The 20,498-nt window shown below is 69.9% G+C and carries 21 protein-coding genes and 5 tRNA genes; 9 read left to right on the forward strand and 17 right to left on the reverse strand.

The features are described from left to right. Positions 1-2: 2 nt before the first annotated feature. Positions 3-968 (reverse strand): thiamine-phosphate kinase, encoded by a 966-nt coding sequence (locus OG456_RS10805; protein ID WP_266559630.1) that lies wholly within the window; start codon positions 966-968, stop codon positions 3-5. A 224-nt stretch (positions 969-1,192) separates the two neighbouring features. Here OG456_RS10805 and OG456_RS10810 point away from each other — a divergent pair, with 224 nt between their 5' ends. Further along, the gene (locus tag OG456_RS10810; protein WP_016642988.1) at positions 1,193-1,426 is read left to right on the forward strand and encodes an Lrp/AsnC family transcriptional regulator; all 234 of its coding nucleotides are present in this window, start codon (positions 1,193-1,195) and stop codon (positions 1,424-1,426) included. A gap of 20 nt (positions 1,427-1,446) precedes the next feature. Continuing rightward, positions 1,447-1,938 carry a DUF3515 domain-containing protein gene (locus OG456_RS10815; RefSeq protein WP_266559633.1) on the forward strand — a complete coding sequence of 164 codons (492 nt, stop codon included), beginning with the start codon at positions 1,447-1,449 and terminating at the stop codon, positions 1,936-1,938. A 26-nt stretch (positions 1,939-1,964) separates the two neighbouring features. Here the strand turns inward: OG456_RS10815 and OG456_RS10820 are convergent, their stop codons facing one another. The 3 genes from OG456_RS10820 to OG456_RS10830 are packed head-to-tail and all read right to left on the reverse strand — an operon-like array spanning position 1,965 to position 4,986. Then, positions 1,965-3,122 (reverse strand): D-alanine--D-alanine ligase family protein, encoded by a 1,158-nt coding sequence (locus OG456_RS10820; RefSeq protein ID WP_266559640.1) that lies wholly within the window; start codon positions 3,120-3,122, stop codon positions 1,965-1,967. Positions 3,123-3,178: 56 nt separating this feature from the next. Then, on the reverse strand, positions 3,179-4,189 hold the full coding sequence (locus OG456_RS10825; protein WP_266559641.1) for an NAD(P)H-dependent glycerol-3-phosphate dehydrogenase: 1,011 nt from the start codon (positions 4,187-4,189) through the stop codon (positions 3,179-3,181). Then, positions 4,186-4,986 carry a 1-acyl-sn-glycerol-3-phosphate acyltransferase gene (locus tag OG456_RS10830; protein WP_266559643.1) on the reverse strand — a complete coding sequence of 267 codons (801 nt, stop codon included), beginning with the start codon at positions 4,984-4,986 and terminating at the stop codon, positions 4,186-4,188. Before OG456_RS10830 ends, OG456_RS10825 begins: the two co-directional genes overlap by 4 nt. A 165-nt stretch (positions 4,987-5,151) precedes the next feature. Here OG456_RS10830 and cofC point away from each other — a divergent pair, with 165 nt between their 5' ends. Then, a complete protein-coding gene (gene cofC, locus OG456_RS10835; RefSeq protein ID WP_266559645.1) occupies positions 5,152-5,787 on the forward strand; it encodes a 2-phospho-L-lactate guanylyltransferase in 636 nt (211 codons plus the stop codon). Between the two features lie 13 nt (positions 5,788-5,800). After that, positions 5,801-6,004 carry a hypothetical protein gene (locus OG456_RS10840; protein WP_266559652.1) on the forward strand — a complete coding sequence of 68 codons (204 nt, stop codon included), beginning with the start codon at positions 5,801-5,803 and terminating at the stop codon, positions 6,002-6,004. 93 nt (positions 6,005-6,097) lie between these two features. Here OG456_RS10840 and OG456_RS10845 read toward each other — a convergent pair whose 3' ends face one another. The 4 genes from OG456_RS10845 to leuC all read right to left on the reverse strand — a co-directional run bounded on the left by OG456_RS10845 (position 6,098) and on the right by leuC (position 9,438). After that, positions 6,098-6,769 (reverse strand): HU family DNA-binding protein, encoded by a 672-nt coding sequence (locus tag OG456_RS10845; RefSeq protein WP_266559654.1) that lies wholly within the window; start codon positions 6,767-6,769, stop codon positions 6,098-6,100. 138 nt (positions 6,770-6,907) lie between these two features. Next, positions 6,908-7,138 (reverse strand): hypothetical protein, encoded by a 231-nt coding sequence (locus OG456_RS10850; protein ID WP_266559656.1) that lies wholly within the window; start codon positions 7,136-7,138, stop codon positions 6,908-6,910. A gap of 269 nt (positions 7,139-7,407) precedes the next feature. After that, positions 7,408-8,001: a 3-isopropylmalate dehydratase small subunit gene (gene leuD, locus OG456_RS10855; protein WP_266559658.1), complete on the reverse strand. Its 594-nt coding sequence runs from the start codon at positions 7,999-8,001 to the stop codon at positions 7,408-7,410. A 6-nt stretch (positions 8,002-8,007) separates the two neighbouring features. Beyond that, positions 8,008-9,438, reverse strand: coding sequence for a 3-isopropylmalate dehydratase large subunit (gene leuC, locus OG456_RS10860; RefSeq protein WP_266559659.1), 1,431 nt, complete (start codon positions 9,436-9,438; stop codon positions 8,008-8,010). A 185-nt stretch (positions 9,439-9,623) separates the two neighbouring features. Between leuC and ndgR the strand changes: the two genes are divergently transcribed. Next, positions 9,624-10,340 (forward strand): IclR family transcriptional regulator NdgR, encoded by a 717-nt coding sequence (gene ndgR / locus OG456_RS10865; RefSeq protein WP_100595026.1) that lies wholly within the window; start codon positions 9,624-9,626, stop codon positions 10,338-10,340. 151 nt (positions 10,341-10,491) lie between these two features. On the opposite strand, the gene OG456_RS10870 is transcribed toward ndgR, so the two are convergent. The 9 genes from OG456_RS10870 to OG456_RS10910 form a co-directional block, all read right to left on the reverse strand. After that, a tRNA-Glu gene (locus OG456_RS10870) sits at positions 10,492-10,564 on the reverse strand. A 28-nt stretch (positions 10,565-10,592) separates the two neighbouring features. Continuing rightward, positions 10,593-10,664 (reverse strand) — tRNA-Gln (locus OG456_RS10875). 30 nt (positions 10,665-10,694) lie between these two features. Then, positions 10,695-10,767: transfer RNA gene (locus OG456_RS10880), tRNA-Glu, on the reverse strand. A 62-nt stretch (positions 10,768-10,829) separates the two neighbouring features. After that, positions 10,830-10,902: transfer RNA gene (locus OG456_RS10885), tRNA-Glu, on the reverse strand. 41 nt (positions 10,903-10,943) lie between these two features. After that, positions 10,944-11,015: transfer RNA gene (locus OG456_RS10890), tRNA-Gln, on the reverse strand. Positions 11,016-11,103: 88 nt separating this feature from the next. Then, positions 11,104-11,841 carry an HAD family hydrolase gene (locus OG456_RS10895; RefSeq protein WP_266559661.1) on the reverse strand — a complete coding sequence of 246 codons (738 nt, stop codon included), beginning with the start codon at positions 11,839-11,841 and terminating at the stop codon, positions 11,104-11,106. 10 nt (positions 11,842-11,851) lie between these two features. Then, positions 11,852-13,327, reverse strand: coding sequence for a glutamate--tRNA ligase (gltX, locus tag OG456_RS10900; RefSeq protein ID WP_266559663.1), 1,476 nt, complete (start codon positions 13,325-13,327; stop codon positions 11,852-11,854). After that, on the reverse strand, positions 13,320-14,108 hold the full coding sequence (locus OG456_RS10905) for a fumarylacetoacetate hydrolase family protein (protein ID WP_266559665.1): 789 nt from the start codon (positions 14,106-14,108) through the stop codon (positions 13,320-13,322). The genes gltX and OG456_RS10905 overlap by 8 nt, the downstream gene beginning before the upstream one ends. A 91-nt stretch (positions 14,109-14,199) precedes the next feature. Beyond that, positions 14,200-14,397 carry a hypothetical protein gene (locus OG456_RS10910; protein ID WP_116509458.1) on the reverse strand — a complete coding sequence of 66 codons (198 nt, stop codon included), beginning with the start codon at positions 14,395-14,397 and terminating at the stop codon, positions 14,200-14,202. Positions 14,398-14,975: 578 nt separating this feature from the next. Between OG456_RS10910 and OG456_RS10915 the strand changes: the two genes are divergently transcribed. From OG456_RS10915 to OG456_RS10930, 4 genes are all read left to right on the forward strand, one after another. Then, complete coding sequence (locus tag OG456_RS10915) at positions 14,976-18,839, forward strand: nitrate- and nitrite sensing domain-containing protein (RefSeq protein ID WP_266559668.1); 3,864 nt, start codon at positions 14,976-14,978, stop codon at positions 18,837-18,839. A 9-nt stretch (positions 18,840-18,848) separates the two neighbouring features. Then, positions 18,849-19,262, forward strand: coding sequence for a roadblock/LC7 domain-containing protein (locus OG456_RS10920; RefSeq protein WP_266569143.1), 414 nt, complete (start codon positions 18,849-18,851; stop codon positions 19,260-19,262). A 109-nt stretch (positions 19,263-19,371) separates the two neighbouring features. Beyond that, positions 19,372-19,782 (forward strand): DUF742 domain-containing protein, encoded by a 411-nt coding sequence (locus OG456_RS10925; RefSeq protein ID WP_100595020.1) that lies wholly within the window; start codon positions 19,372-19,374, stop codon positions 19,780-19,782. Continuing rightward, a complete protein-coding gene (locus tag OG456_RS10930; RefSeq protein ID WP_100595019.1) occupies positions 19,763-20,344 on the forward strand; it encodes an ATP/GTP-binding protein in 582 nt (193 codons plus the stop codon). Before OG456_RS10925 ends, OG456_RS10930 begins: the two co-directional genes overlap by 20 nt. Positions 20,345-20,498 lie beyond the last annotated feature (154 nt).

Here is a 20,498-nt window from a genome sequence, read left to right on the forward strand (position 1 = left end):
CGTCAGCCCTCTACGTCCCCGAAGTGGTCCCAGCCGCCCTTGTTCGTCCACGGGGCGCCGTCGACCGTCACCTGGGGCAGCGCCGACGGGTTGAGGACCTCGCCGATCACCTTCCAGCGGGCGGGCAGCTTCACGTCCGGCGGGAACGTGGCCACGATCGCGTGGTCCTCTCCCCCGGTCAGCACCCACTGGATCGGGTCGACGCCGACGGCCTGCCCGATGTCGTTCATCTGCGAAGGCACGTCGACCTTGCCGGACTTGATGTCGATCCGGACCTTGCTGGCCTCCGCGATGTGCCCCAGGTCGGCGATGAGGCCGTCGCTGACGTCGCACATGGCGGTGGCGCCGAGCCCGGCGGCCGCGGGGCCCGCGTGGTACGGCGGCTCGGGCCGGCGATGGGCCTCGACGAAGGCGCGGGGCGAGCGGAAGCCGCGCGAGAGGACCGCGTGCCCTGCCGCGGACCAGCCGAGCCAGCCGGTCACCGCGACGACGTCGCCGGGCTGTGCGCCGGCGCGCGTGACCGGCTCGTGGTTGCGCATGTCGCCGAGCGCGGTGATCGCGACGGTGATGGTGTCGCCGCGTACGACGTCGCCTCCGACGACGGCGGCGCCCGCGACCTGGCACTCGTCGCGCAGGCCGTCCATCAGCTCGTTCGGCCAGCTGGCGGGGAGTTCGGCGGGGACCACGAGGCCGAGCAGAAGCGCGGTCGGGACGGCGCCCATCGCGGCGATGTCCGCGAGGTTCTGCGCGGCCGCCTTGCGCCCGACGTCGTAGGCCGTGGACCAGTCGCGGCGGAAGTGCCGCCCTTCGAGGAGGATGTCCGTGCTCACGACGACCCTGCGGTCCGGCGCGGCCACCACGGCCGCGTCGTCGCCCGGGCCGAGTCGTACGGCCGGGGTGGTGGTGAGCCGGGAGGTGAGCTCTCGGATGAGCCCGAACTCGCCCAGCTCGCCGACGGTGCCCTTCATGCGCGTACTGCCCCTTCTGCCCCGGTCCGCTTGCGGTCGCGAGCCGTCTCTGTCATCGGTACGGTCATTGTCATCGGCGGAACCGTCCCGTGGACCGGTGCCCGCCTTCCGTCAGTCGCAGTGTGTACGCCACAGTCACCGCGGGTCTCCCCGCGGCGAGCGGCGACGCGATACCGTGGCGTCTCTTCTCCCCACATGATCCTCGTGGCCGCCCTGGAGGTTCCGTGGTACAGGCGTACATCCTGATTCAGACCGAAGTCGGCAAGGCGTCGACCGTAGCCGAGCTGATCGGCAAGATCCCGGGGGTGATCCAGGCCGAGGACGTGACAGGTCCCTACGACGTCATCGTGCGCGCACAGGCCGACACAGTCGATGAGCTGGGCCGCATGGTGGTCGCCAAGGTCCAGCAAGTGGACGGCATCACCCGCACCCTGACCTGCCCGGTCGTGCACTTGTAGCCCCCGTCTAACCTTGGCCGGTGAACTTCTTCCGTCACCGGCCCCGCCTTGCCACCGGGCTCCCCGCCCTGGCCCTGCTGCTCGCCGTCTCGGGCTGCTCCTCAGCAGACGACACGGCGCACGCAGCGGTTCCCACCCCTGACGCCAAGGTCACGGACCTGTGCCGGAACCTGCACAAGAGGCTTCCGGACACGGTGGACGGGCACGGAAGGAACGACCCCTCTCCGCGGTCCGAGCTGACCGCGGGGTGGGGAGATCCGGCGATCATACTGCGCTGCGGTGTCGCACGGCCCGCGCTGATGGACGACCCCCAGGCTCTGCCGGTGAAGGTGAACGGCGTGGGCTGGGCGTACGAGAAGCGGGACGACGGCACGCAGGTGCTCACGACGACACTGCGGGTCGCCTATGTGGAGGTCACCCTGCCCAAGGAGCTGGCCGCCGAGGGGGCCTCGCCCCTGGTCGACTTCGCCGGGCCCGTCAAGAAGGCGATCCCCGAAGGGATCGCCGACTGACATGCACGGATCGGATCGCTGCGTGACTAGCGCAGCCCCGTCGACCGGTTCAGCGCCGCCTGGATGAGGCGGTCCACCAGCTCCTGGTAGCTCACGCCGCTCTCCTGCCACATCCGCGGGTACATGGAGATCGGGGTGAAGCCGGGCAGCGTGTTGATCTCGTTGATCACGAACTCGCCGTCCTCGGTGAGGAAGAAGTCGGCGCGCACGAGGCCCTCGCAGGACGCCGCGTCGAACGCCTCGACCGCGAGCCGCTGCACCTCGGCCGTCTGCTCGTCGGTGAGCGGCGCGGGCACGATGCCGGACGCCGAGTCGATGTACTTGGCCTCGAAGTCGTAGAAGTCGTGGGCCTGGACCGGCGGGATCTCGGCCGGCACGCTCGCGCGCGGCCCGTCCTCGAACTCCAGGACTCCGCACTCGATCTCGCGGCCGACGAGCGCCGCCTCCACGATGATCTTCGGGTCGTGACTGCGGGCCTCCTCGATCGCCTCGTCGAGGCCCTCGAAGGATTCGACCTTGGTGATGCCGATCGACGAACCCGCGCGCGCGGGCTTGATGAACAGCGGCCAGCCCTGCTCGCCGACGAAGTCCGCGATGCGGCGCCGCGCGCCTTCCCGGTCGCTCACCCACTCGCGTGGCCGGATCACCAGGTAGGGGCCGACCTTCAGCCCGAACGAGGTGAACACCCGCTTCATGTAGTCCTTGTCCTGGCCGACGGCCGAGGACAGGACGCCACAGCCGACGTACGGCGTCCCGGACAGGTCGAGCAGGCCCTGGATGGTGCCGTCCTCGCCGTACGGGCCGTGCAGGACGGGGAACACGACGTCGACGTCGCCGAGGACCTTGGGCACGGAGCCGGGCTCCGTGTAGACGACCTCGCGGCTCGACGGGTCGACGGGCAGCACGACGCCGCCCTCGGCGGACTCGGCGAGCTCGGCGACGTCCGGCACCTTGCGGTCGGTGATGGCCATCCGCTCGGGATCGTCGGCCGTCAGGGCCCAACGGCCCTCCCGCGTGATGCCGATCGGCAGCACGTCGTACTTGGTGCGGTCGATGGCCCGCAGCACGGCGCCTGCGGTGACGACGGAAACGCCGTGCTCGGAGCTGCGACCGCCGAAGACGACGGCCACACGGGGCTTCTGGCCCGACGGGCGGCTGCTCTGGGGAAGGTTCTCGCTGCTCATATCGCGTTGAGCGTACCTGCTGGTAGCAGCGGAGTCAGCGTCCGGCGAGCCCCGCGTCAGCGCCGTTCGGGCTTGGCGCTGCGTGACATCAGTTCCTTCAGGGCGACGACCGGCGGCTTCCCCTCGTGCACGATGCCGACGACGGTTTCGGTGATCGGCATGTCGACGCCGTGCCGGCGCGCCAGGTCGAGCACCGACTCGCAGGACTTGACGCCCTCGGCGGTCTGCTTGGTGACCGCGATGGTCTCCTGGAGGGTCATGCCCTTGCCCAGGTTCGTGCCGAAGGTGTGGTTGCGCGACAGGGGCGAGGAGCAGGTGGCGACGAGGTCGCCGAGGCCCGCGAGCCCGGAGAAGGTGAGCGGGTCGGCGCCCATCGCGAGGCCGAGCCGGGTGGTCTCGGCGAGACCGCGCGTGATGAGCGAGCCCTTCGCGTTGTCGCCGAGGCCCATGCCGTCGGCGATGCCGACGGCGAGCCCGATGACGTTCTTCACGGCTCCGCCGAGCTCGCAGCCGATCACGTCGGTGTTCGTGTACGGCCGGAAGTACGGCGTGTGGCAGGCGGTCTGCAGGCGCTGCGCAACCGATTCGTCGCGGCAGGCGACGACGGCGGCGGCGGGCATCCGGGCGGCGATCTCGCGGGCGAGGTTGGGGCCCGTGACGATCGCGATGCGGTCCTCGCCGACCTTGGTGACGTCCTCGATGACCTCGCTCATCCGCATGGCGGAGCCGAGTTCGACGCCCTTCATGAGGGAGACGAGGACCGTGCCGGGCGCGAGCAGCGGCGTCCACTCGGCGAGGTTGGCACGCAGCGTCTGCGAGGGCACTGCGAGCACCGTGAACTCGGCGCCGTCCGCGGCCTCCGCCGCGTCGGTGGTGGCCCTGATGTTGCCGGGCAGTTCGACGCCGGGGAGGTAATCGGGGTTCGTACGCGTGGAGTTGACCGCTTCGGCAAGTTCGGGCCTGCGCGCCCACAGGGTGACGTCGCACCCCGCGTCGGCGAGCACCATGGCGAAGGCCGTACCCCAGGAGCCGGTTCCGAAGACGGCCGCCTTGACGGGTGGGGTCACTTGCTCTCCTCAGGACTTCCGAGCTCGATGGCGGGCGAACCGGCCTGCTCCGTAAGGGTGTTGGCCCCGGCGGCCTTGCGGCGCTGCGCGATGCGCGCCTCACGGGGGTCGTAACGCCGCTGCGGAGGCTGCTCGCCGCGCAGTTCACCGAGCAGGCCGGTGATCGCCGTCATGATGACCTCGGTGGCCTCCTTGAGGAGTTCCGGGGTCATCTCCTTGTCGTAGAAGCGCTCCAGTTCGACCGGCGGTCCGGCGAGGACGTGGTGCGTCTTGCGCGGCAGCAGGTCGGGCTTCTTCGCGTACGGCGCGAGCACGAGGTTGGCGCCCCACTGGGCGACAGGAATCACGGGGCACTTGGTCTGCAGTGCCACGCGCGCGACACCCGTCTTGGCGGTCATGGGCCACAGGTCCGGATCGCGGGTGAGGGTGCCCTCGGGATAGAAGGCGACGCACTCCCCGCGCTCGACGGCGTCGATGGCGGCACGGAACGCGCTGAGCGCATTCGTGGTCTCGCGGTAGACGGGGATCTGTCCGGTGCCGCGCATGATGGCACCGATGAACCCCTTCTTGAAGAGCCCGTGCTTGGCGAGGAATCGCGGAACGCGTCCGGTGTTGTACTGGAAGTGCGCGTACGCGAACGGGTCCAGATGCGAATTGTGGTTCACCGCGGTGATAAAGCCCCCGTCGGCCGGAATGTTCTCCATTCCGCGCCAGTCCCGCTTGATCAGAACCACGAGCGGCGGTTTAGCGATGACCGCCGCCAGGCGGTACCAGAAGCCGATTCTGCGGCGGGACACTCGGACACCTTCCTCTATGGACCCTTGAAGGCCCTCTCGGACCTGGTCAGCCGCACAAGTGTCGCCCCAGGCCGCCGGTCTGTCGAGAACACCGTACGCCCGCACGTTTATGCCCACCTCACGCGCCGGGCCACAATGAGCGCGACCCGAAGGGACGGACCTCACGTGCAGTGGACCCTCGTGATACCGCTGAAACCCCTGGTGCGGGCCAAGAGCAGGCTGGCGCCCACCGCTGGTGACAGGGTGCGTCCCGGGCTCGCGCTGGCGTTCGCGCAGGACACCGTGGCCGCCGCGACCGCCTCGGCCGGGGTGCGGGATGTGGTGGTAGTCACGGACGACGCGCTCGCCGGGAGGGAACTGGCCGCCCTGGGTGCCCTGATCGTCCCCGATGCCCCGGGAGCGGGCCTGAACGCCGCCCTGGCGCACGGTGCGGCGGCGGCGAGGGCCCGGCGCCCGGATGCGGCCGTCGCGGCGCTCAACGCCGATCTGCCGGCCCTGCGGTCCGCGGAATTGTCCCGTGTTCTCGCGGAGGCCGCGCTATTTCCCCGCGCATTTCTCCCCGATGCGGCGGGAATCGGGACCACACTTCTCAGTGCGGGTTCCGGTACGGAATTGCGTCCCGCATTCGGCGACGCGTCCCGCGCCCGTCATGCCGCGTCCGGCGCGGTGGAACTCCCGCTGACGGGCGTCGACTCCGTACGCCAGGACGTGGACACCGGCGAGGACCTGCGGGTGGCACTGTCGCTCGGCGTCGGCCCGCGCACAGCGGGGGCGGCCGCCGGGCTGCTGATCCCGGACTGAGTACGCTGCCTGCATGCAGGCGACCGCGTACACATACGACTCCGACTCCCGCTCCGGCAGCGTGCTGCTCGACGACGGCACCCCCATGCCGTTCGACGGCCCGGCGTTCGACGCGGGCGGCCTCCGGCTGCTGCGCCCCGGGCAGCGGGTCCGTATCGAGGTCGAGGGCGAGGGCGAGGCCCGGCGCATCACGCTGGTGACGCTGCAGACGCTCTGAGCCGCCGAACCGGGCTTTCGCGAATACACCGCGGGCCGGGCTCCCCGAGGGGAGCCCGGCCCGGCGCGTGAGGGGCCCTTGAGGCCGTCGCCCTTACTTCTTGCGGGCGGTGGTGGTCTTCTTGGCGGTCGTCTTGCGCGCAGTGGACTTCTTGGCGGGCGCCTTCTTGGCCGTGGCCTTCTTGGCGGGCGCCGTCTTCTTCGCGGTGGCCTTCTTCGCGGCGGTCTTCGCCGGAGCGGCCTTCTTGGCGGCGGCCTTCTTCGCCGTGGCGGTGGTCTTCTTGGCGGTGGCCGTCTTCGCCGTCGCCGTGGTCTTCTTCGCCGTCGTCTTCTTGGCGGTGACCTTCTTGGCGGTGGCCTTCTTCGCCGTCGCCTTCTTGGCGGTCGTGGCCTTCTTGGCCGCGGCCTTCTTGACCGTCGCCGCGGCGCCGCCGGTCAGGCTGCCCTTGGGCGCCTTCTTGACCGCGACCTCTCCACCACGCGGGAGCTTCTTCGAACCCGCGACGAGGTCCTTGAAGCCCTGACCGGCACGGAAACGCGGAACGGAGGTCTTCTTGACCCGTACGCGCTCACCCGTCTGCGGGTTACGGGCGTAGCGGGCGGGGCGGTCGACCTTCTCGAACGAGCCGAAGCCGGTGACCGAGACCCGGTCCCCGCTGACGACGGCACGGACGATGGCGTCCAGGACCGCGTCGACGGCGTCCGCGGCCTGCTGACGGCCGCCGACCTTGTCGGCAATCGCTTCTACGAGCTGCGCCTTGTTCACGTCTTCCCCTTCGGAGACATTGCCGGAACGTATCCGGTCCGGCTTTTTCGCACGTTAGGCAGATATATACCGCAAATCAAACACGAAACGGGCTAATCACCCTTGTGCCGCAACGAACTCGGGCTGTCGCGAAGTTCCTCAGTGGTCCTCTTGTGAGAATCGACCCTCGTCGAGGTCCACCATGAATCGGTCCAGTCGCCTTGCCGCATCGGCGAGATCGTGCTTGGCCGCGGCCGTAATGACCAGCAGCTTCCGGGTCAGCGCCATCCGTACGCCCTCCGGGACTTGCAGTGCGCGCACCCTGGAGTGCGCTTCCTTGAGTTGGTCCGCGACCGCCGCATACAGCTGGAGTTGGCCGTCGTGTTCCATGCACAGATTGTGCCATCTGGGGCGAGTTGTCGCCTCCGCAGGGGGTAACTGCCGTCCCTGGCGGGCCTCCTGAGCCCCTTCGAGGGGCGTACGCGCTCGGGCGCCACGAGACACGCGTACCCCCTGAACACCCTTGAAAACGAGGGGAGTTGAGAGCTCCGGAACGGCACTTGGCGAGCCGTTCGGGGCCGGACACAGCTGTACCCCCAACCGTCCACGATTGGGGGTACAGAGGCTTGTTGCGATGGCCGGAATCAGCCTTGCAGAGTTCAGATCTGCACGGTCTGAGGCTTGAACGCGGGACGCTTCGACTCGTACTCCGCGATGTCACCCTCGTTCTGGAGCGTGATGCTGATGTCGTCCAGGCCGTTCAGCAGCCGCCAGCGCGCGTTCTCGTCGAGTTCGAAGGCGGCGGTGATGCCCTCGGCCCGTACTTCACGCGCCTCCAGGTCGACCGTGATCTCGGCCTGGGGGTCGTTCTCCACCAGATCCTGGAGCGCGTCCACGACCTTCTGGTCGAGCACCACCGTGAGCAGGCCGTTCTTGAGCGAGTTGCCGCGGAAGATGTCGGCGAACCGCGAAGAGACGACGGCCTTGAAGCCGTAGTTCTGCAGCGCCCACACCGCGTGCTCGCGGGAGGATCCGGTGCCGAAGTCGGGACCTGCCACCAGGACCGTGGCGCCCTCGCGTTCGGCCTTGTTCAGCACGAACTCGGGGTCCTTGCGCCAGGCCTCGAAGAGCCCGTCCTCAAAACCGTCCCTGGTGACCTTCTTGAGCCAGTGAGCGGGGATGATCTGGTCGGTGTCGACGTTGCTGCGGCGCAGCGGGACGGCCCGGCCGGTGTGCGCGGTGAATGCTTCCATGGCTGATCAGACTCCAGCGGGCGTACGGGCGTCAGTGTCGGACAGGTCGGCCGGAGAGGCCAGGTGGCCAAGCACGGCGGTGGCGGCGGCGACCTGGGGCGAGACCAGGTGCGTACGGCCGCCCTTGCCCTGCCGTCCCTCGAAGTTGCGGTTCGAGGTGGACGCGGAGCGCTCGCCGGGGGCGAGTTGGTCGGGGTTCATGCCCAGACACATCGAGCAGCCCGCGTGCCGCCATTCGGCGCCGGCCTCCTTGAAGACCTTGTCCAGGCCCTCGGAGACGGCCTGCAGACCCACCCGCGCGGATCCGGGAACGACCAGCATCCGTACGCCGTCGGCGACTTTGCGGCCCCCGACGATCTCGGCGGCGGCGCGCAGGTCCTCGATGCGGCCGTTGGTGCACGAACCTACGAAGACGGTGTCGACCTTGATGTCGCGCAGCGGCTGCCCGGCGGTCAACCCCATGTATTCCAGGGCCTTTTCGGCGGCGAGGCGCTCCGAAGCGTCCTCGTACGAAGCAGGGTCGGGGACCTGCGCCGACAGGGGCGAGCCCTGGCCGGGGTTGGTGCCCCAGGTGACGAACGGCGACAGCGCGGCGGCGTCGATGACGACCTCGGCGTCGAATTCCGCGTCGTCGTCCGACTTCAGCGTCTTCCAGTACGCCACCGCGGCGTCCCAGTCCTCGCCCTTGGGGGCGTGCGCGCGGCCCTCGAGGTAGGCGAAGGTGGTCTCGTCGGGGGCGATCATGCCCGCGCGGGCGCCGGCCTCGATCGACATGTTGCAGATGGTCATGCGGGCTTCCATCGAGAGCTTCTCGATGGCGGAGCCGCGGTACTCCAGGATGTAGCCCTGGCCGCCGCCCGTACCGATCTTCGCGATGATGGCGAGGATCAGGTCCTTGGCGGTGACGGCGTCGGGCAGCTCGCCCTCGACGGTGATGGCCATCGTGCGGGGACGGGCCAGCGGCAGCGTCTGGGTGGCCAGGACGTGCTCGACCTGGGAGGTGCCGATGCCGAAGGCCAGCGCGCCGAACGCGCCGTGCGTGGACGTGTGGGAGTCGCCGCAGACGACCGTGGTGCCCGGCTGGGTCAGGCCCAGCTGCGGGCCGACGACGTGCACGACGCCCTGCTCGACGTCACCCAGCGAGTGCAGACGCACACCGAAGTCGGCACAGTTCTTGCGCAGCGTCTCCAGCTGGGCGCGCGAGACCGGGTCCGCGATCGGCTTGTCGATGTCGAGGGTCGGGGTGTTGTGATCCTCGGTCGCGATGGTGAGGTCGAGGCGCCGCACCTGGCGACCGGTCTGACGCAGGCCGTCGAAGGCCTGCGGGCTGGTCACCTCGTGCAGCAGGTGCAGATCGATGAAGAGGAGGTCGGGCTCGCCCTCGGCGCGCCGGACGACGTGGTCGTCCCAGACCTTCTCCGCGAGTGTCCTACCCATCGCTTTCCCTCCGGCCGGCATCGTGAGCCGGCCCAACTAGAGATCGTGGTCGCCGACGTCCGTACCCCTCGTACCGGACGTGAACGTCCCGGCCCGTTGGTCTGCGGGCCGCCGTAAGTACAGGGTGTCAAGTTTCACGGGAAATTGAACTTGCGTTTCACAGAGTGAGACGCGAGTATCGACGCATGGACAACTCTAGCGGCGTCGGCGTTCTGGACAAGGCGGCCCTTGTTCTCAGCGCCCTGGAGTCCGGTCCGGCCACCCTCGCGGGGCTGGTCGCGGCGACCGGACTGGCAAGACCCACGGCACACCGTCTCGCCGTGGCACTGGAACACCACCGCATGGTGGCGCGTGACATGCAGGGCCGATTCATCCTCGGCCCGCGCATGGCCGAGCTGGCCGCGGCGGCGGGTGAGGACCGCCTGCTCGCGACGGCGGGCCCGGTACTCACCCACCTCCGTGACGTGACGGGTGAGAGCGCGCAGCTCTATCGCCGGCAGGGCGACATGCGCATCTGCGTCGCGGCCGCCGAGCGCCTGTCGGGCCTCAGGGACACCGTCCCCGTGGGCTCCACGCTCACGATGAAGGCGGGCTCGTCGGCGCAGATCCTGATGGCCTGGGAGGAGCCCGAGCGCCTCCACCGCGGCCTCCAGGGCGCCCGCTTCACGGCGACGGCCCTGTCGGGCGTACGACGCCGTGGCTGGGCCCAGTCGATCGGTGAGCGGGAGCCGGGCGTCGCGTCCGTCTCCGCGCCGGTGCGCGGCCCCTCGAACCGTGTCGTGGCGGCGGTCTCGGTCTCCGGACCGATCGAGCGCCTGACGCGCCACCCGGGCCGCATGCACGCGCAGGCCGTCATCGACGCGGCGGGCCGCCTCTCCGAGGCCCTTCGCCGCACCGGCTGACCCTCCCCCACCACACCGCTCCCCCTCGGGCCGGCCGCTTCAACGCCGCAGCGACCGGCCCGAGTTGAGACCTTGGTGAGACTTCACCGCCATGCGTTCCGGGCAACGCGAAGAGGCCCTCCCCAACAGGGGAGGGCCTCTTGCTGTCTTGTACCCCCGACCGGATTCGAACCGGCGCTACCGCCTTGAGAGGGCGGCGTGCTAGGCCGCTACACAACGGGGGCAAGGATCTTGTGTTGCCACACTATCCAGCTGGGCTACCAGGACTCGAACCTAGAACAACGGAACCAGAAACCGTCGTGTTGCCAATTACACCATAGCCCAATGCGATCCAGGCCTGGATGGCCCGATCAGTACCCCCGACCGGATTCGAACCGGCGCTACCGCCTTGAGAGGGCGGCGTGCTAGGCCGCTACACAACGGGGGCCCTAGCGATCCTGCATGAAAAACAGCGGGTGCGACCCGGACTGTCCCCCTGGGAAGGATCTGTACCCCCGACCGGATTCGAACCGGCGCTACCGCCTTGAGAGGGCGGCGTGCTAGGCCGCTACACAACGGGGGCTTTGCGGATCTGGAATCCGCGATGCAGATAAGCTCTGCGAGCTGGCCTACCAGGACTCGAACCTAGACTAACGGAACCAGAAACCGTCGTGCTGCCAATTACACCATAGGCCATCAAAAAGCAACCCCTTGCGAGGGTTCTGTTTGATTTACGCTTCCGGGTCCGGCCTGTTGGCCCGTTTCCCTTGGCGCAGGAAGAACATTACCCGAAGGTGGACGGCGCTCCAAAACGGGTATCCGGGGCCAGCAGGGCGGGGAGCTGATCGAGCGCTGTGATGCGTGTGAGTTCGGGACGGCCGCCGGTCCGCGCGCGGTCCAGCCAGATGCCGGTGAGCCCCGCCTGCTCGGCGCCGCGGGCGTCGGTGTCGGGCTGGTCGCCGACGTACGCGACCTCGTGCGGGGGCAGTTCCAGGGCCTCGCAGGCGGCGTGGAAGGCGGCGGCCTGCGGTTTGGCCACGCCGAGTTCGGCGGCGCAGACGACGGCCTCGAAGCGGTCCCTGACGCCGAGGACGCGCAGCTTGCGGTCCTGGTTGTGGAGCGAGGAGTTGGACAGGACCGCGTGCCGGTAGCGCTCCGCGAGCAGGTCGAGCACGGGGACGGTGTCGGGGAACAGCGCCCAGGCGGCCTCGTAGTGGACGATGTAGCGCCCGAACCAGGCGTCCGCCTCGGCGTCGTCCATGGCGTCGGCGGCGCCGGCGTCGCGCCCCACGAAGGCCCGTACGCGGTCGCGGCGCTGGCCCTCCCAGTCGGTCTCGCCCGACTCGAAGCGCGCCCAGTGCTCCCGGGTGAGGGTGCGCCAACGGGCGAGGGCCTGGCCGACGGAGGTGAATCCGTCGGCCAGGCCCTCGGCCCGAAGGTGGTCCCGCATTCCCGCGCGATCCGCGTTCGCGTAGTCGAAGATCGTGTCGTCTACGTCCCACAGGACCGCGCGGATCGGCATGTGCCCGAGCTTAGGCCGTGAGCTTGGCCAGGGCGGCGTCGATGCGGGTCAGAGTCCTGTCCTTGCCCAGGATCTCCAGGGACTCGAAGAGGGGCAGGCCGACCGTGCGGCCGGTGACGGCCACGCGGACCGGGGCCTGCGCCTTGCCGAGCTTGAGGCCGTGCTCCTCGCCGGCGGCCAGGACGGCCTCCTTGAGGGAGTCGGCCGACGCCCAGTCGGCGGCCTCGAGCTTCGCGCGGGCCGTGGTCAGGAGGCCGACCGGGTCGCCCTTCATGGCCTTGGTCCAGGACGCCTCGTCCTCCACCGGCTCCTTGAGGAACAGGAAGTCGACGTTGGCCGTGATGTCGGACAGGACCGTCACGCGGGTCTGCGCGTGGGGGGCGATGGCCTCCCAGGCCGCCTGGTCGAAGTCCTCGGGCGCCCAGTTGGCGAACGGGGCGCGCAGCCACGGCTCGCAGGCCGCCGCGAACGCCTTCACGTCCAGCATGCGGATGTGGTCGCCGTTGATCGACTCGGCCTTCTTCAGGTCGAAGCGCGCCGGGTTCGCGTTGACGTCCGCGAGGTCGAACTTCGCGACCATGTCCTCGATGGAGAAGACGTCCTGGTCGGCCGAGAAGGACCAGCCGAGCAGGGACAGGTAGTTGAGCAGGCCCTCGGGCAGGAAGCCGCGCTCGCGGTAGAGGTTGAGCGAGGCCTGCGGGTCACGCTTCGAGAGCTTCTTGTTGCCCTCGCCCATGACGTACGGCAGGTGACCGAAGGCGGGCGTGAGCTTCGCGATGCCGAGCTCGGTGAGCGCCTTGTAGAGGGCGATCTGGCGGGGCGTGGAGGAGAGCAGGTCCTCGCCGCGCAGGACGTGGGTGATCTCCATCAGGGCGTCGTCGACCGGGTTGACCAGCGTGTACAGCGGGGCGCCGTTGGCGCGGACGATGCCGAAGTCCGGGACGTTCTCCGGCTGGTAGGTGATCTCGCCGCGGACCAGGTCCTCGAAGGTGATCGCCTCGTCGGGCATGCGGAAACGGACGATGGGCTGCCGGCCCTCGGCCTCGTACGCGGCGATCTGCTCGGCGCTCAGGTCGCGGCAGTGGCCGTCGTAACCCGAAGGCTTGCCGGCGGCGCGGGCGGCGTCGCGGCGGGCGTCGAGCTCCTCGGTGGAGCAGTAGCAGCGGTAGGCGTGGCCGGCGGCGAGGAGCTTCTCGGCGACGTCCTTGTAGATGTCCATGCGCTGCGACTGGCGGTACGGCGCGTGGGGGCCGCCGATCTCGGGGCCCTCGTCCCAGTCGAAGCCGAGCCAGCGCATCGAGTCGAGGAGCTGCTCGTACGACTCCTCGGAGTCGCGGGCCGCGTCGGTGTCCTCGATGCGGAAGACCAGGGAGCCCTGGTTGTGCCGGGCGTAGGCCCAGTTGAACAGCGCCGTGCGGACCAGGCCCACGTGGGGGTTGCCGGTCGGGGACGGACAGAAACGTACGCGGACGTTCGCGTTAGCCACGCTTGATCACCTTGTTGGTGAGAGTGCCGATGCCTTCGATGGTGACGGCGACCTCGTCGCCGACGTTGAGCGGGCCGACCCCTTCCGGGGTGCCCGTGAGGATCACGTCGCCGGGGAGCAGCGTCATGGCCTCGGAGATGTTGACGATCAGGTCCTCGATCGAGTGGATCATCTGGGACGTGCGGCCGAGCTGGCGCTGCTGTCCGTTGACCGTGCACTGGATCGTCAGGTCGCTGGGGTCGAGGTCCGTCTCCACCCAGGGGCCGAGCGGGCAGGACGTGTCGAAGCCCTTGGCCCGGGCCCACTGCTTCTCGCGCTTCTGGACGTCACGCGCGGTGACGTCGTTCGCGCAGGTGTAGCCGAGGATGACGTCCTTGACGCGCTCGCGCGGGACCTCGCGGCACATGCGGCCGATGACCACGGCGAGCTCGGCCTCGTGGTGCAGTTCCTGCGAGAAGGAGGGGTACGCGATCTGGTCGCCGGGGCCGATCACCGAGGTGGACGGCTTGAAGAACGCGAAGGGGGCGTCCGGGACCTCGTTGCCCAGTTCCTTCGCGTGTTCCGCGTAGTTGCGGCCGAAGGCGACGACCTTGTTCGGGAGCACCGGCGGCAGAAGCCTGACCTTGCTCAGCGGGACCTTCGTGCCGGAGAGTTCGAAGTCCGCGAACGGGATGCCCTTGATGATGTCGAGGACAAGCCCCTCGGTCGTTCCGGGGGGACTGTCGCCCTCGACCGCGCCGAAGGCGACATTGCCGTCGATGGAGAATCTGGCGATGCGCACGGGTGCCTTGCGCCCCTCTACTTCCGCTGGCTGGAATCTGACGACCCAGGCTAACGCGGCTCGGGCACCCGGCCTCGCGGATTGCCGCGCGTCAGGAGGCGACGGGCGTCTGCTCCGGGGCTTCCATCAGGATGGCGCGGCGCGGGTTGGCCGTCTGCGCGGGGAGCTCGACGGAGTACTCCGGCAGCTCCGGCGCCGTCTGCAGCTCGTCGGCGTCCTTGAGGTGCATCAGCGTCGTACGCCGCGGGTTGGCGATGTTGCGGAACATCGTGGACTTCACAGTCTTCATGTGTCGCTCGTGACCTTGTCGGTGCGGGCGCCTGCGGGGCGCCGGTTGTCGGATTCGCCATCCCTGTAAAGCGTCAGGCTAAACATCTGATTCCCGTCGAAAGCGAGGAAGAGGCGAAGTTCCTCATGTGAGTTTGCTCACCAGAGGCCGGGCAAAAGTTTCAATTCGGACCCGAAGTGCGCCGCATCGAAACGGGCATTCCGTCATTGAAGCCACCATTCCGCTCCCGATCATGGCGACTGGGACACCCCCGGGGTGTAGGTGGAACGTCAGTAAAAGTCCGTTATCGACGAGATCACTTTCTACGTCTCGTGACACACCCCTCACAAGGCGTCACACTGGTCCGGTCCTGACCCTCGGCCCTTGTTGGAGATCCTGCACTGTGCTGGAATTCGCGGGACCGCCGCGAGATCGAGCCGGCGCGCACGGGGCGCAACGCAGCGCCGAGTCGCGGCGGGAAGGGGGAGCAGCGCCGGTCACCGACGACCGAAGGGGGCGTTTCAGCTCGCCCCCGAACTACGCCGACACCGTCCCGTCCGCGCACGCGGGGGACGCCTGGTCCAGAGGTTGCGACGCTAGTGCAGGGACGTAAGAACAGGGATGGCAGCGCTGCGGCGGAGCCCGAGCCGCGCGGCGGGACTGGCCCGATGACAGGCAGTTCCTCGCCCCAGCACGCCCAGAACCCGGGCCGGACCGCTTCCGTCGAGGGCAGTACGGCGGCTTCGGCCGCACCCAAGACCGCCGCGAAGCCGAAGAGTCAGACCGGCCCCGGCTCGCGAATAGCGCTGCGCAACTGGCGTATCTCCACCCGCTTGGTGTCGCTGCTCGCCCTCCCCGTGGTCGCCGCGACCTCCCTCGGCGCGCTGCGTATCGGCGAGTCGATGAGTGACATCCAGCAGCTCGACAACATGAAGCTGCTGACCGACATGACCAAGCAGGCCACCGAGCTCGCGTCCGCGCTCCAGGAGGAGCGCGACCAGTCGGCGGGCCCCCTGGCCAACGGCGGCAAGGCGACCGAGGACTACACCGTCAAGGGAGCGCGCGAGAAGACCGACCGCGCGCGCAAGGCCTTCATGGAAGGCACGTACGAGATCACCGACGGGACCAGCAACAGCGGTCTCGACGGTGTGCAGGACCACGTCACGCAGATCGCCGGCCAGCTCAACAACCTCAAGGGCATCCGGCAGGACGCGTTCAAGGACCGCAGCACCTCGTCCCAGACGATCGACGCCTACAGCCGCCTCGTCGAGCAGCTCCTGTCGCTGTCCACCGACATGGCGCAGGCGACCAGCAACCCCGAGATGATCAAGCGCACGCGCGCCCTGGCCTCGTTCTCCTCCGCCAAGGAGTACGCGTCCGTGCAGCGCGCCGTCATCGCGGCCGCCCTGCCCCCGAACGACCGTGACTTCGGCAAGCTCTCCGAGACCGACCGCCGCTACGGCGAGTCCGCGCTGGAGAACCAGGAGTCCGACCTCAAGGGCTTCAGCTCCGTCTACGGAAACGTCGCCGCCACCGAGCTGATGAAGCCCATCGACTCGGGCAACGCGACGATCAAGGCCGCCGACCAGTACGCCCGCCGCGCCCTCAGCCAGGAGGGCGGCATCAGGATCCAGGACAAGCGGTCCTACAAGGACTGGGTCGACGCGGACAGCCAGCGTCTGCAGGAAATGTCCAAGATCGAGCTGACGCTGCTCAACCAGATGGAGCAGCAGGCCCGCGAGCTGCGCAACGAGTCCGAGCGCACGGCCATCATCAACGGTGCGCTGATCCTGCTCGTCCTCGGCGTCTCGCTCGTCGGCGCCTTCGTCGTGGCCCGGTCCATGATCCGCTCGCTGCGCCGGCTCCAGGACACCGCGACCAAGGTCGCCCAGGACCGCCTGCCCGAGCTGGTCAAGCAGCTGTCCGAGTCGGACCCGCAGGACGTCGACACCTCCGTCGAGTCCGTCGGTGTGCACTCGCGCGACGAGATCGGCCAGGTGGCCTCGGCCTTCGACGACGTGCACCGCGAGGCGGTCCGTCTGGCCGCCGAGCAGGCCCTCCTGCGGGGCAACGTCAACGCGATGTTCACCAACCTCTCGCGTCGTTCCCAGGGTCTGATCCAGCGCCAGCTCTCGCTCATCTCCGAGCTGGAGTCGCGCGAGGCCGACCCCGACCAGCTGTCCTCGCTGTTCAAGCTCGACCACCTCGCGACCCGCATGCGCCGTAACGGTGAGAACCTCCTCGTTCTCGCCGGTGAAGAGCCCGGCCGCCGCTGGACCCGCCCGGTCCCGCTGGTCGACGTCCTGCGCGCCGCCGCCTCCGAGGTGGAGCAGTACGAGCGCATCGAGCTGGCCTCGGTCCCCTCGACCGAGGTCGCCGGACGCGTCGTCAACGACCTCGTGCACCTGCTCGCCGAGCTGCTCGAGAACGCGACCTCCTTCTCCTCGCCGCAGACCAAGGTCAAGGTCACCGGTCACGCGCTGCCCGACGGCCGTGTGCTCATCGAGATCCACGACACCGGCATCGGCCTCTCCCCCGAGGACCTCGCCGCGATCAACGAGCGGCTCGCGTCGCCGCCCACCGTGGACGTGTCGGTCTCGCGCCGCATGGGTCTGTTCGTGGTCGGCCGTCTGTCGCAGCGTCACGGCATCCGTATCCAGCTCCGCCCGTCCGACTCCGGTGGTACGACGGCGCTCGTCATGCTGCCCGTCGATGTCGCCCAGGGTGGCAAGAAGGCTCCCGGCAAGCCCGGTCCCGGCGCCGCCTCCGGTGGCCCCGCCGCCGCACAGGCCGCCGCCGGTGTGGCCGCCGCACGGCGTGGGGTCGGCGCGGGTACGGGTCCGCAGGGCGGTCCCGGCGGTGCGGGTCGGCTCGGTGCCGGTCCCGGCGCGGCGCGTCCGCAGGTCGCGGGCTCGGGTCCGCGCGCGGCGCTGCCCGGCCGTGACGGCAACGGTCCGCAGGCCGGTGGCCCGCAGACGCCTCAGTCTCCGCAGTCCCAGCAGCCGCAGCAGTCCCCTCAGCAGGGTCGTCCGGCTCCGGCCGGCGTGTTCGGCGCGCAGGGCCCGCAGGGCGGTCCCGGCCAGGGTCAGCCGCAGGGTCAGGGCCTCGGCCAGGGCCCGGGCCAGAACGGTCCCGTGCCCCCTCAGCAGCGTACGAACCAGGCGCCCGAGCAGGGCCGCAGGCCGGTCCTGCCGCCGCGTGGCGGTCCCCGTGCCGAGCTGCCCGGGGGCAACCCCCAGCCGCGCGTGCCGAGTTGGGGCAACGACGACGCGCAGCCGCCGGTGCCGCGCGCCTCGCTCGACGCGCCGCGCGGGCACGAGGAGCCGGACTCCACGTCGCAGTTCCCGCGGGTGGACGACCGTCAGGGCCCCGGCTCGACGGCCGAGTTCCCCCGGCCCGACTTCGACGGGCCCCGTCCCGGCGCGCCCGCCCCGCTCGACCAGGGTCAGGGGCAGGACACGGGGGCGTTCGTCCGTAACGACGTCTTCGGCGGCCACCAGGGTCAGTCGCAGAACCCGAACCACTTCCAGCCCCAGCAGCAGGCGCCCGGCCAGCCGCAGAACCCGAACCACCAGACCGGCCAGTTCGCGGCGCCCGGCTTCGACGACGGTCTGCGCCCCGGCGCTCAGGACCCGTCCGCCACCGGCCAGTTCGCGGCCCCCGGCCAGAACACCCCCGGGCGTCCGCGCCAGGACGGCCAGTTCCCCGGCGGCGACGGCTTCGGTCAGGCACCGGGCCAGGGACAGGGCCAGCCGCAGCCGCAGGGCCGCCGCGGCGGTCCCGCGCGTGACCTGCCGCAGCTCGGCTCCCGGGACGCGGCGGACTTCTCCATGCCGCGCCCGCCCGCCCAGGGCGGCCAGGAACAGGGGTTCCCGGCGCAGCCGCAGGCCCCCGGCCGGCAGGACGAGCTGCCGCCCGCCGGACCCGGCGACGGCCGCACCCCGCTCTTCGACACCCTTGAGACCAACTGGTTCCACGGCCAGCAGTCGGGCCAGCAGGCCCCGCAGCAGCAGGACCGGCCGCAGGCGCCCGCCCCCCAGCAGAACAACGGCCGTCCGGGCGGCCTGCCGCAGCGTTCGCCGCAGCAGCCCCAGTCGCCCAACGCCACCCCCGCGCCCGCCCGCCCGGCGGCCGCCGCACCCGCGGCGCCCCAGCAGGCTCAGGCGCCCGCCAACTGGCGCCAGTCGCCCAACGACGAGCTCGGCCGCCAGGCCGAGCGGGTCCGCCAGCCCTCGGCCGGCGGAGTCACCGTCTCCGGGCTCCCGCGTCGCGTCCCGCGTGCGAACCTCGTCGCGGGTACGGCTCAGCAGCAACAGCACCAAACCGGTCCGCAGGTCTCGCGTTCGCCTGATGACGTTCGCGGCCGGCTGACCAATCTCCGTCGGGGCATCCAGCAGGGTCGCCAGGCCGGTACGGGCCAGACCGGCAGCTTCCCCAGCCCCACTCACCAGCAGGAGCGTTAGTTGACCCAGATGAGCCAGGCGGCACAGAACCTGAACTGGTTGATCACCAACTTCGTGGACAACACGCCGGGGGTCTCCCACACCGTCGTCGTGTCCGCGGACGGCCTGCTGCTCGCCATGTCGGAGGGGTTCCCCCGGGACCGCGCCGACCAGCTGGCCGCCGTCGCTTCGGGCCTCACCTCGCTGACCGCGGGCGCGTCCCGGATCTTCGAGGGCGGCGCGGTGGCCCAGACCGTGGTGGAGATGGAGCGTGGCTTCCTCTTCCTCATGTCGGTCTCGGACGGTTCGTCCCTCGCGGTGCTCGCGCACCCCGACTGCGACATCGGCCTCGTCGGCTACGAGATGGCGCTGCTCGTGGACCGCGCGGGTTCCGTGCTCACCCCCGATCTCCGCGCCGAACTGCAGGGCAGCCTGCTGCACTAGTCACGACCTCCCCCACACGCACGTATGACCGCACCGTCAGGCCGCCACCGCCCCCCACCGGCCCCGTCAGACGGCACGCAGACCACCTGCTGTCCCGCCCGGAGGATCCATGACCCCGCCCACCGCCTCTCACGACCCGTACGGCGTATCTCCGCACGCCTCGTACGGTCCTGAGGGCGACCAGCCGCTGGTGCGTCCTTACGCGATGACCGGTGGCCGGACACGGCCGCGCTACCAGCTCGCCATCGAGGCGCTCGTCAGCACGACCGCCGACCCGGCCCAGCTGATAGGGCTGCTCCCCGAGCACCAGCGCATCTGCCACCTGTGCCGCGAGGTCAAGTCGGTGGCGGAGGTGTCGGCCCTGCTGTCGATGCCGCTCGGTGTGGCCCGGATCCTCGTCGCGGACCTGGCGGAAGCGGGAATGGTGGCCATCCACCAGCCCGGTGGCGACGAGAACGCAGGCGGCCAGCCCGACGTGACACTGCTCGAAAGGGTGCTCAGTGGACTTCGCAAGCTCTAACGGCGGAGGCGGCCGTTCCACCACGTCCGCGAAGATCGTGGTGGCGGGCGGCTTCGGCGTCGGCAAGACCACGTTCGTGGGCGCCGTCTCCGAGATCAACCCGCTGCGCACCGAGGCCGTCATGACGTCCGCGTCCGCGGGCATCGACGACCTCACCCACACCGGGGACAAGACCACCACCACGGTGGCGATGGACTTCGGCCGCATCACCCTCGACCAGGACCTGATCCTGTACCTCTTCGGTACGCCCGGTCAGGACCGCTTCTGGTTCATGTGGGACGACCTGGTCCGCGGCGCGATCGGCGCGATCGTCCTCGTCGACACCCGCCGTCTCGCCGACTGCTTCCCGGCCGTCGACTACTTCGAGAACTCCGGGCTGCCCTTCGTCGTCGCCCTCAACGGCTTCGAGGGACACCAGCCCTACACGCCCGACGAGGTACGCGAGGCGCTCCAGATCGGCCCGGACACCCCGATCATCACCACGGACGCCCGACACCGTGCGGATGCAAAGAGTGGCCTGATCACGCTGGTCGAGCACGCCCTGATGGCCCGCCTGAAGTAGCTCAACCGCCGAAAATCCGGCCACCAAGTGGCTAGATCCATACGGCAGTTGTCGTAGTGCGCCCGGCGGCCGCTGTGTCCTTTGACACGGTCGGCCTCCGTGTTCATAACGTTTCGACAGAGAATTCCAGGGCCTCAGACACAGGTCGCGCACA

The organism is Streptomyces sp. NBC_01446, assembly GCF_026340095.1.
GTDB lineage: Bacteria > Actinomycetota > Actinomycetes > Streptomycetales > Streptomycetaceae > Streptomyces > Streptomyces aureus.

Excerpts from the sequence above, each read along its gene's own strand:
- OG456_RS10805 (WP_266559630.1), bottom strand. The coding sequence starts at position 968 with ATGAAGGGCACCGTCGGCGAGCTGGGCGAGTTCGGGCTCATCCGAGAG.
- OG456_RS10820 (WP_266559640.1), bottom strand. The coding sequence starts at position 3,122 with ATGAGCAGCGAGAACCTTCCCCAGAGCAGCCGCCCGTCGGGCCAGAAG.
- OG456_RS10840 (WP_266559652.1), top strand. The coding sequence starts at position 5,801 with ATGCAGGCGACCGCGTACACATACGACTCCGACTCCCGCTCCGGCAGC.
- OG456_RS10850 (WP_266559656.1), bottom strand. The coding sequence starts at position 7,138 with ATGGAACACGACGGCCAACTCCAGCTGTATGCGGCGGTCGCGGACCAA.
- leuD (WP_266559658.1), bottom strand. The coding sequence starts at position 8,001 with ATGGAAGCATTCACCGCGCACACCGGCCGGGCCGTCCCGCTGCGCCGC.
- leuC (WP_266559659.1), bottom strand. The coding sequence starts at position 9,438 with ATGGGTAGGACACTCGCGGAGAAGGTCTGGGACGACCACGTCGTCCGG.
- ndgR (WP_100595026.1), top strand. The coding sequence starts at position 9,624 with ATGGACAACTCTAGCGGCGTCGGCGTTCTGGACAAGGCGGCCCTTGTT.
- OG456_RS10895 (WP_266559661.1), bottom strand. The coding sequence starts at position 11,841 with ATGCCGATCCGCGCGGTCCTGTGGGACGTAGACGACACGATCTTCGAC.
- OG456_RS10910 (WP_116509458.1), bottom strand. The coding sequence starts at position 14,397 with ATGAAGACTGTGAAGTCCACGATGTTCCGCAACATCGCCAACCCGCGG.
- OG456_RS10920 (WP_266569143.1), top strand. The coding sequence starts at position 18,849 with ATGAGCCAGGCGGCACAGAACCTGAACTGGTTGATCACCAACTTCGTG.
- OG456_RS10925 (WP_100595020.1), top strand. The coding sequence starts at position 19,372 with ATGACCCCGCCCACCGCCTCTCACGACCCGTACGGCGTATCTCCGCAC.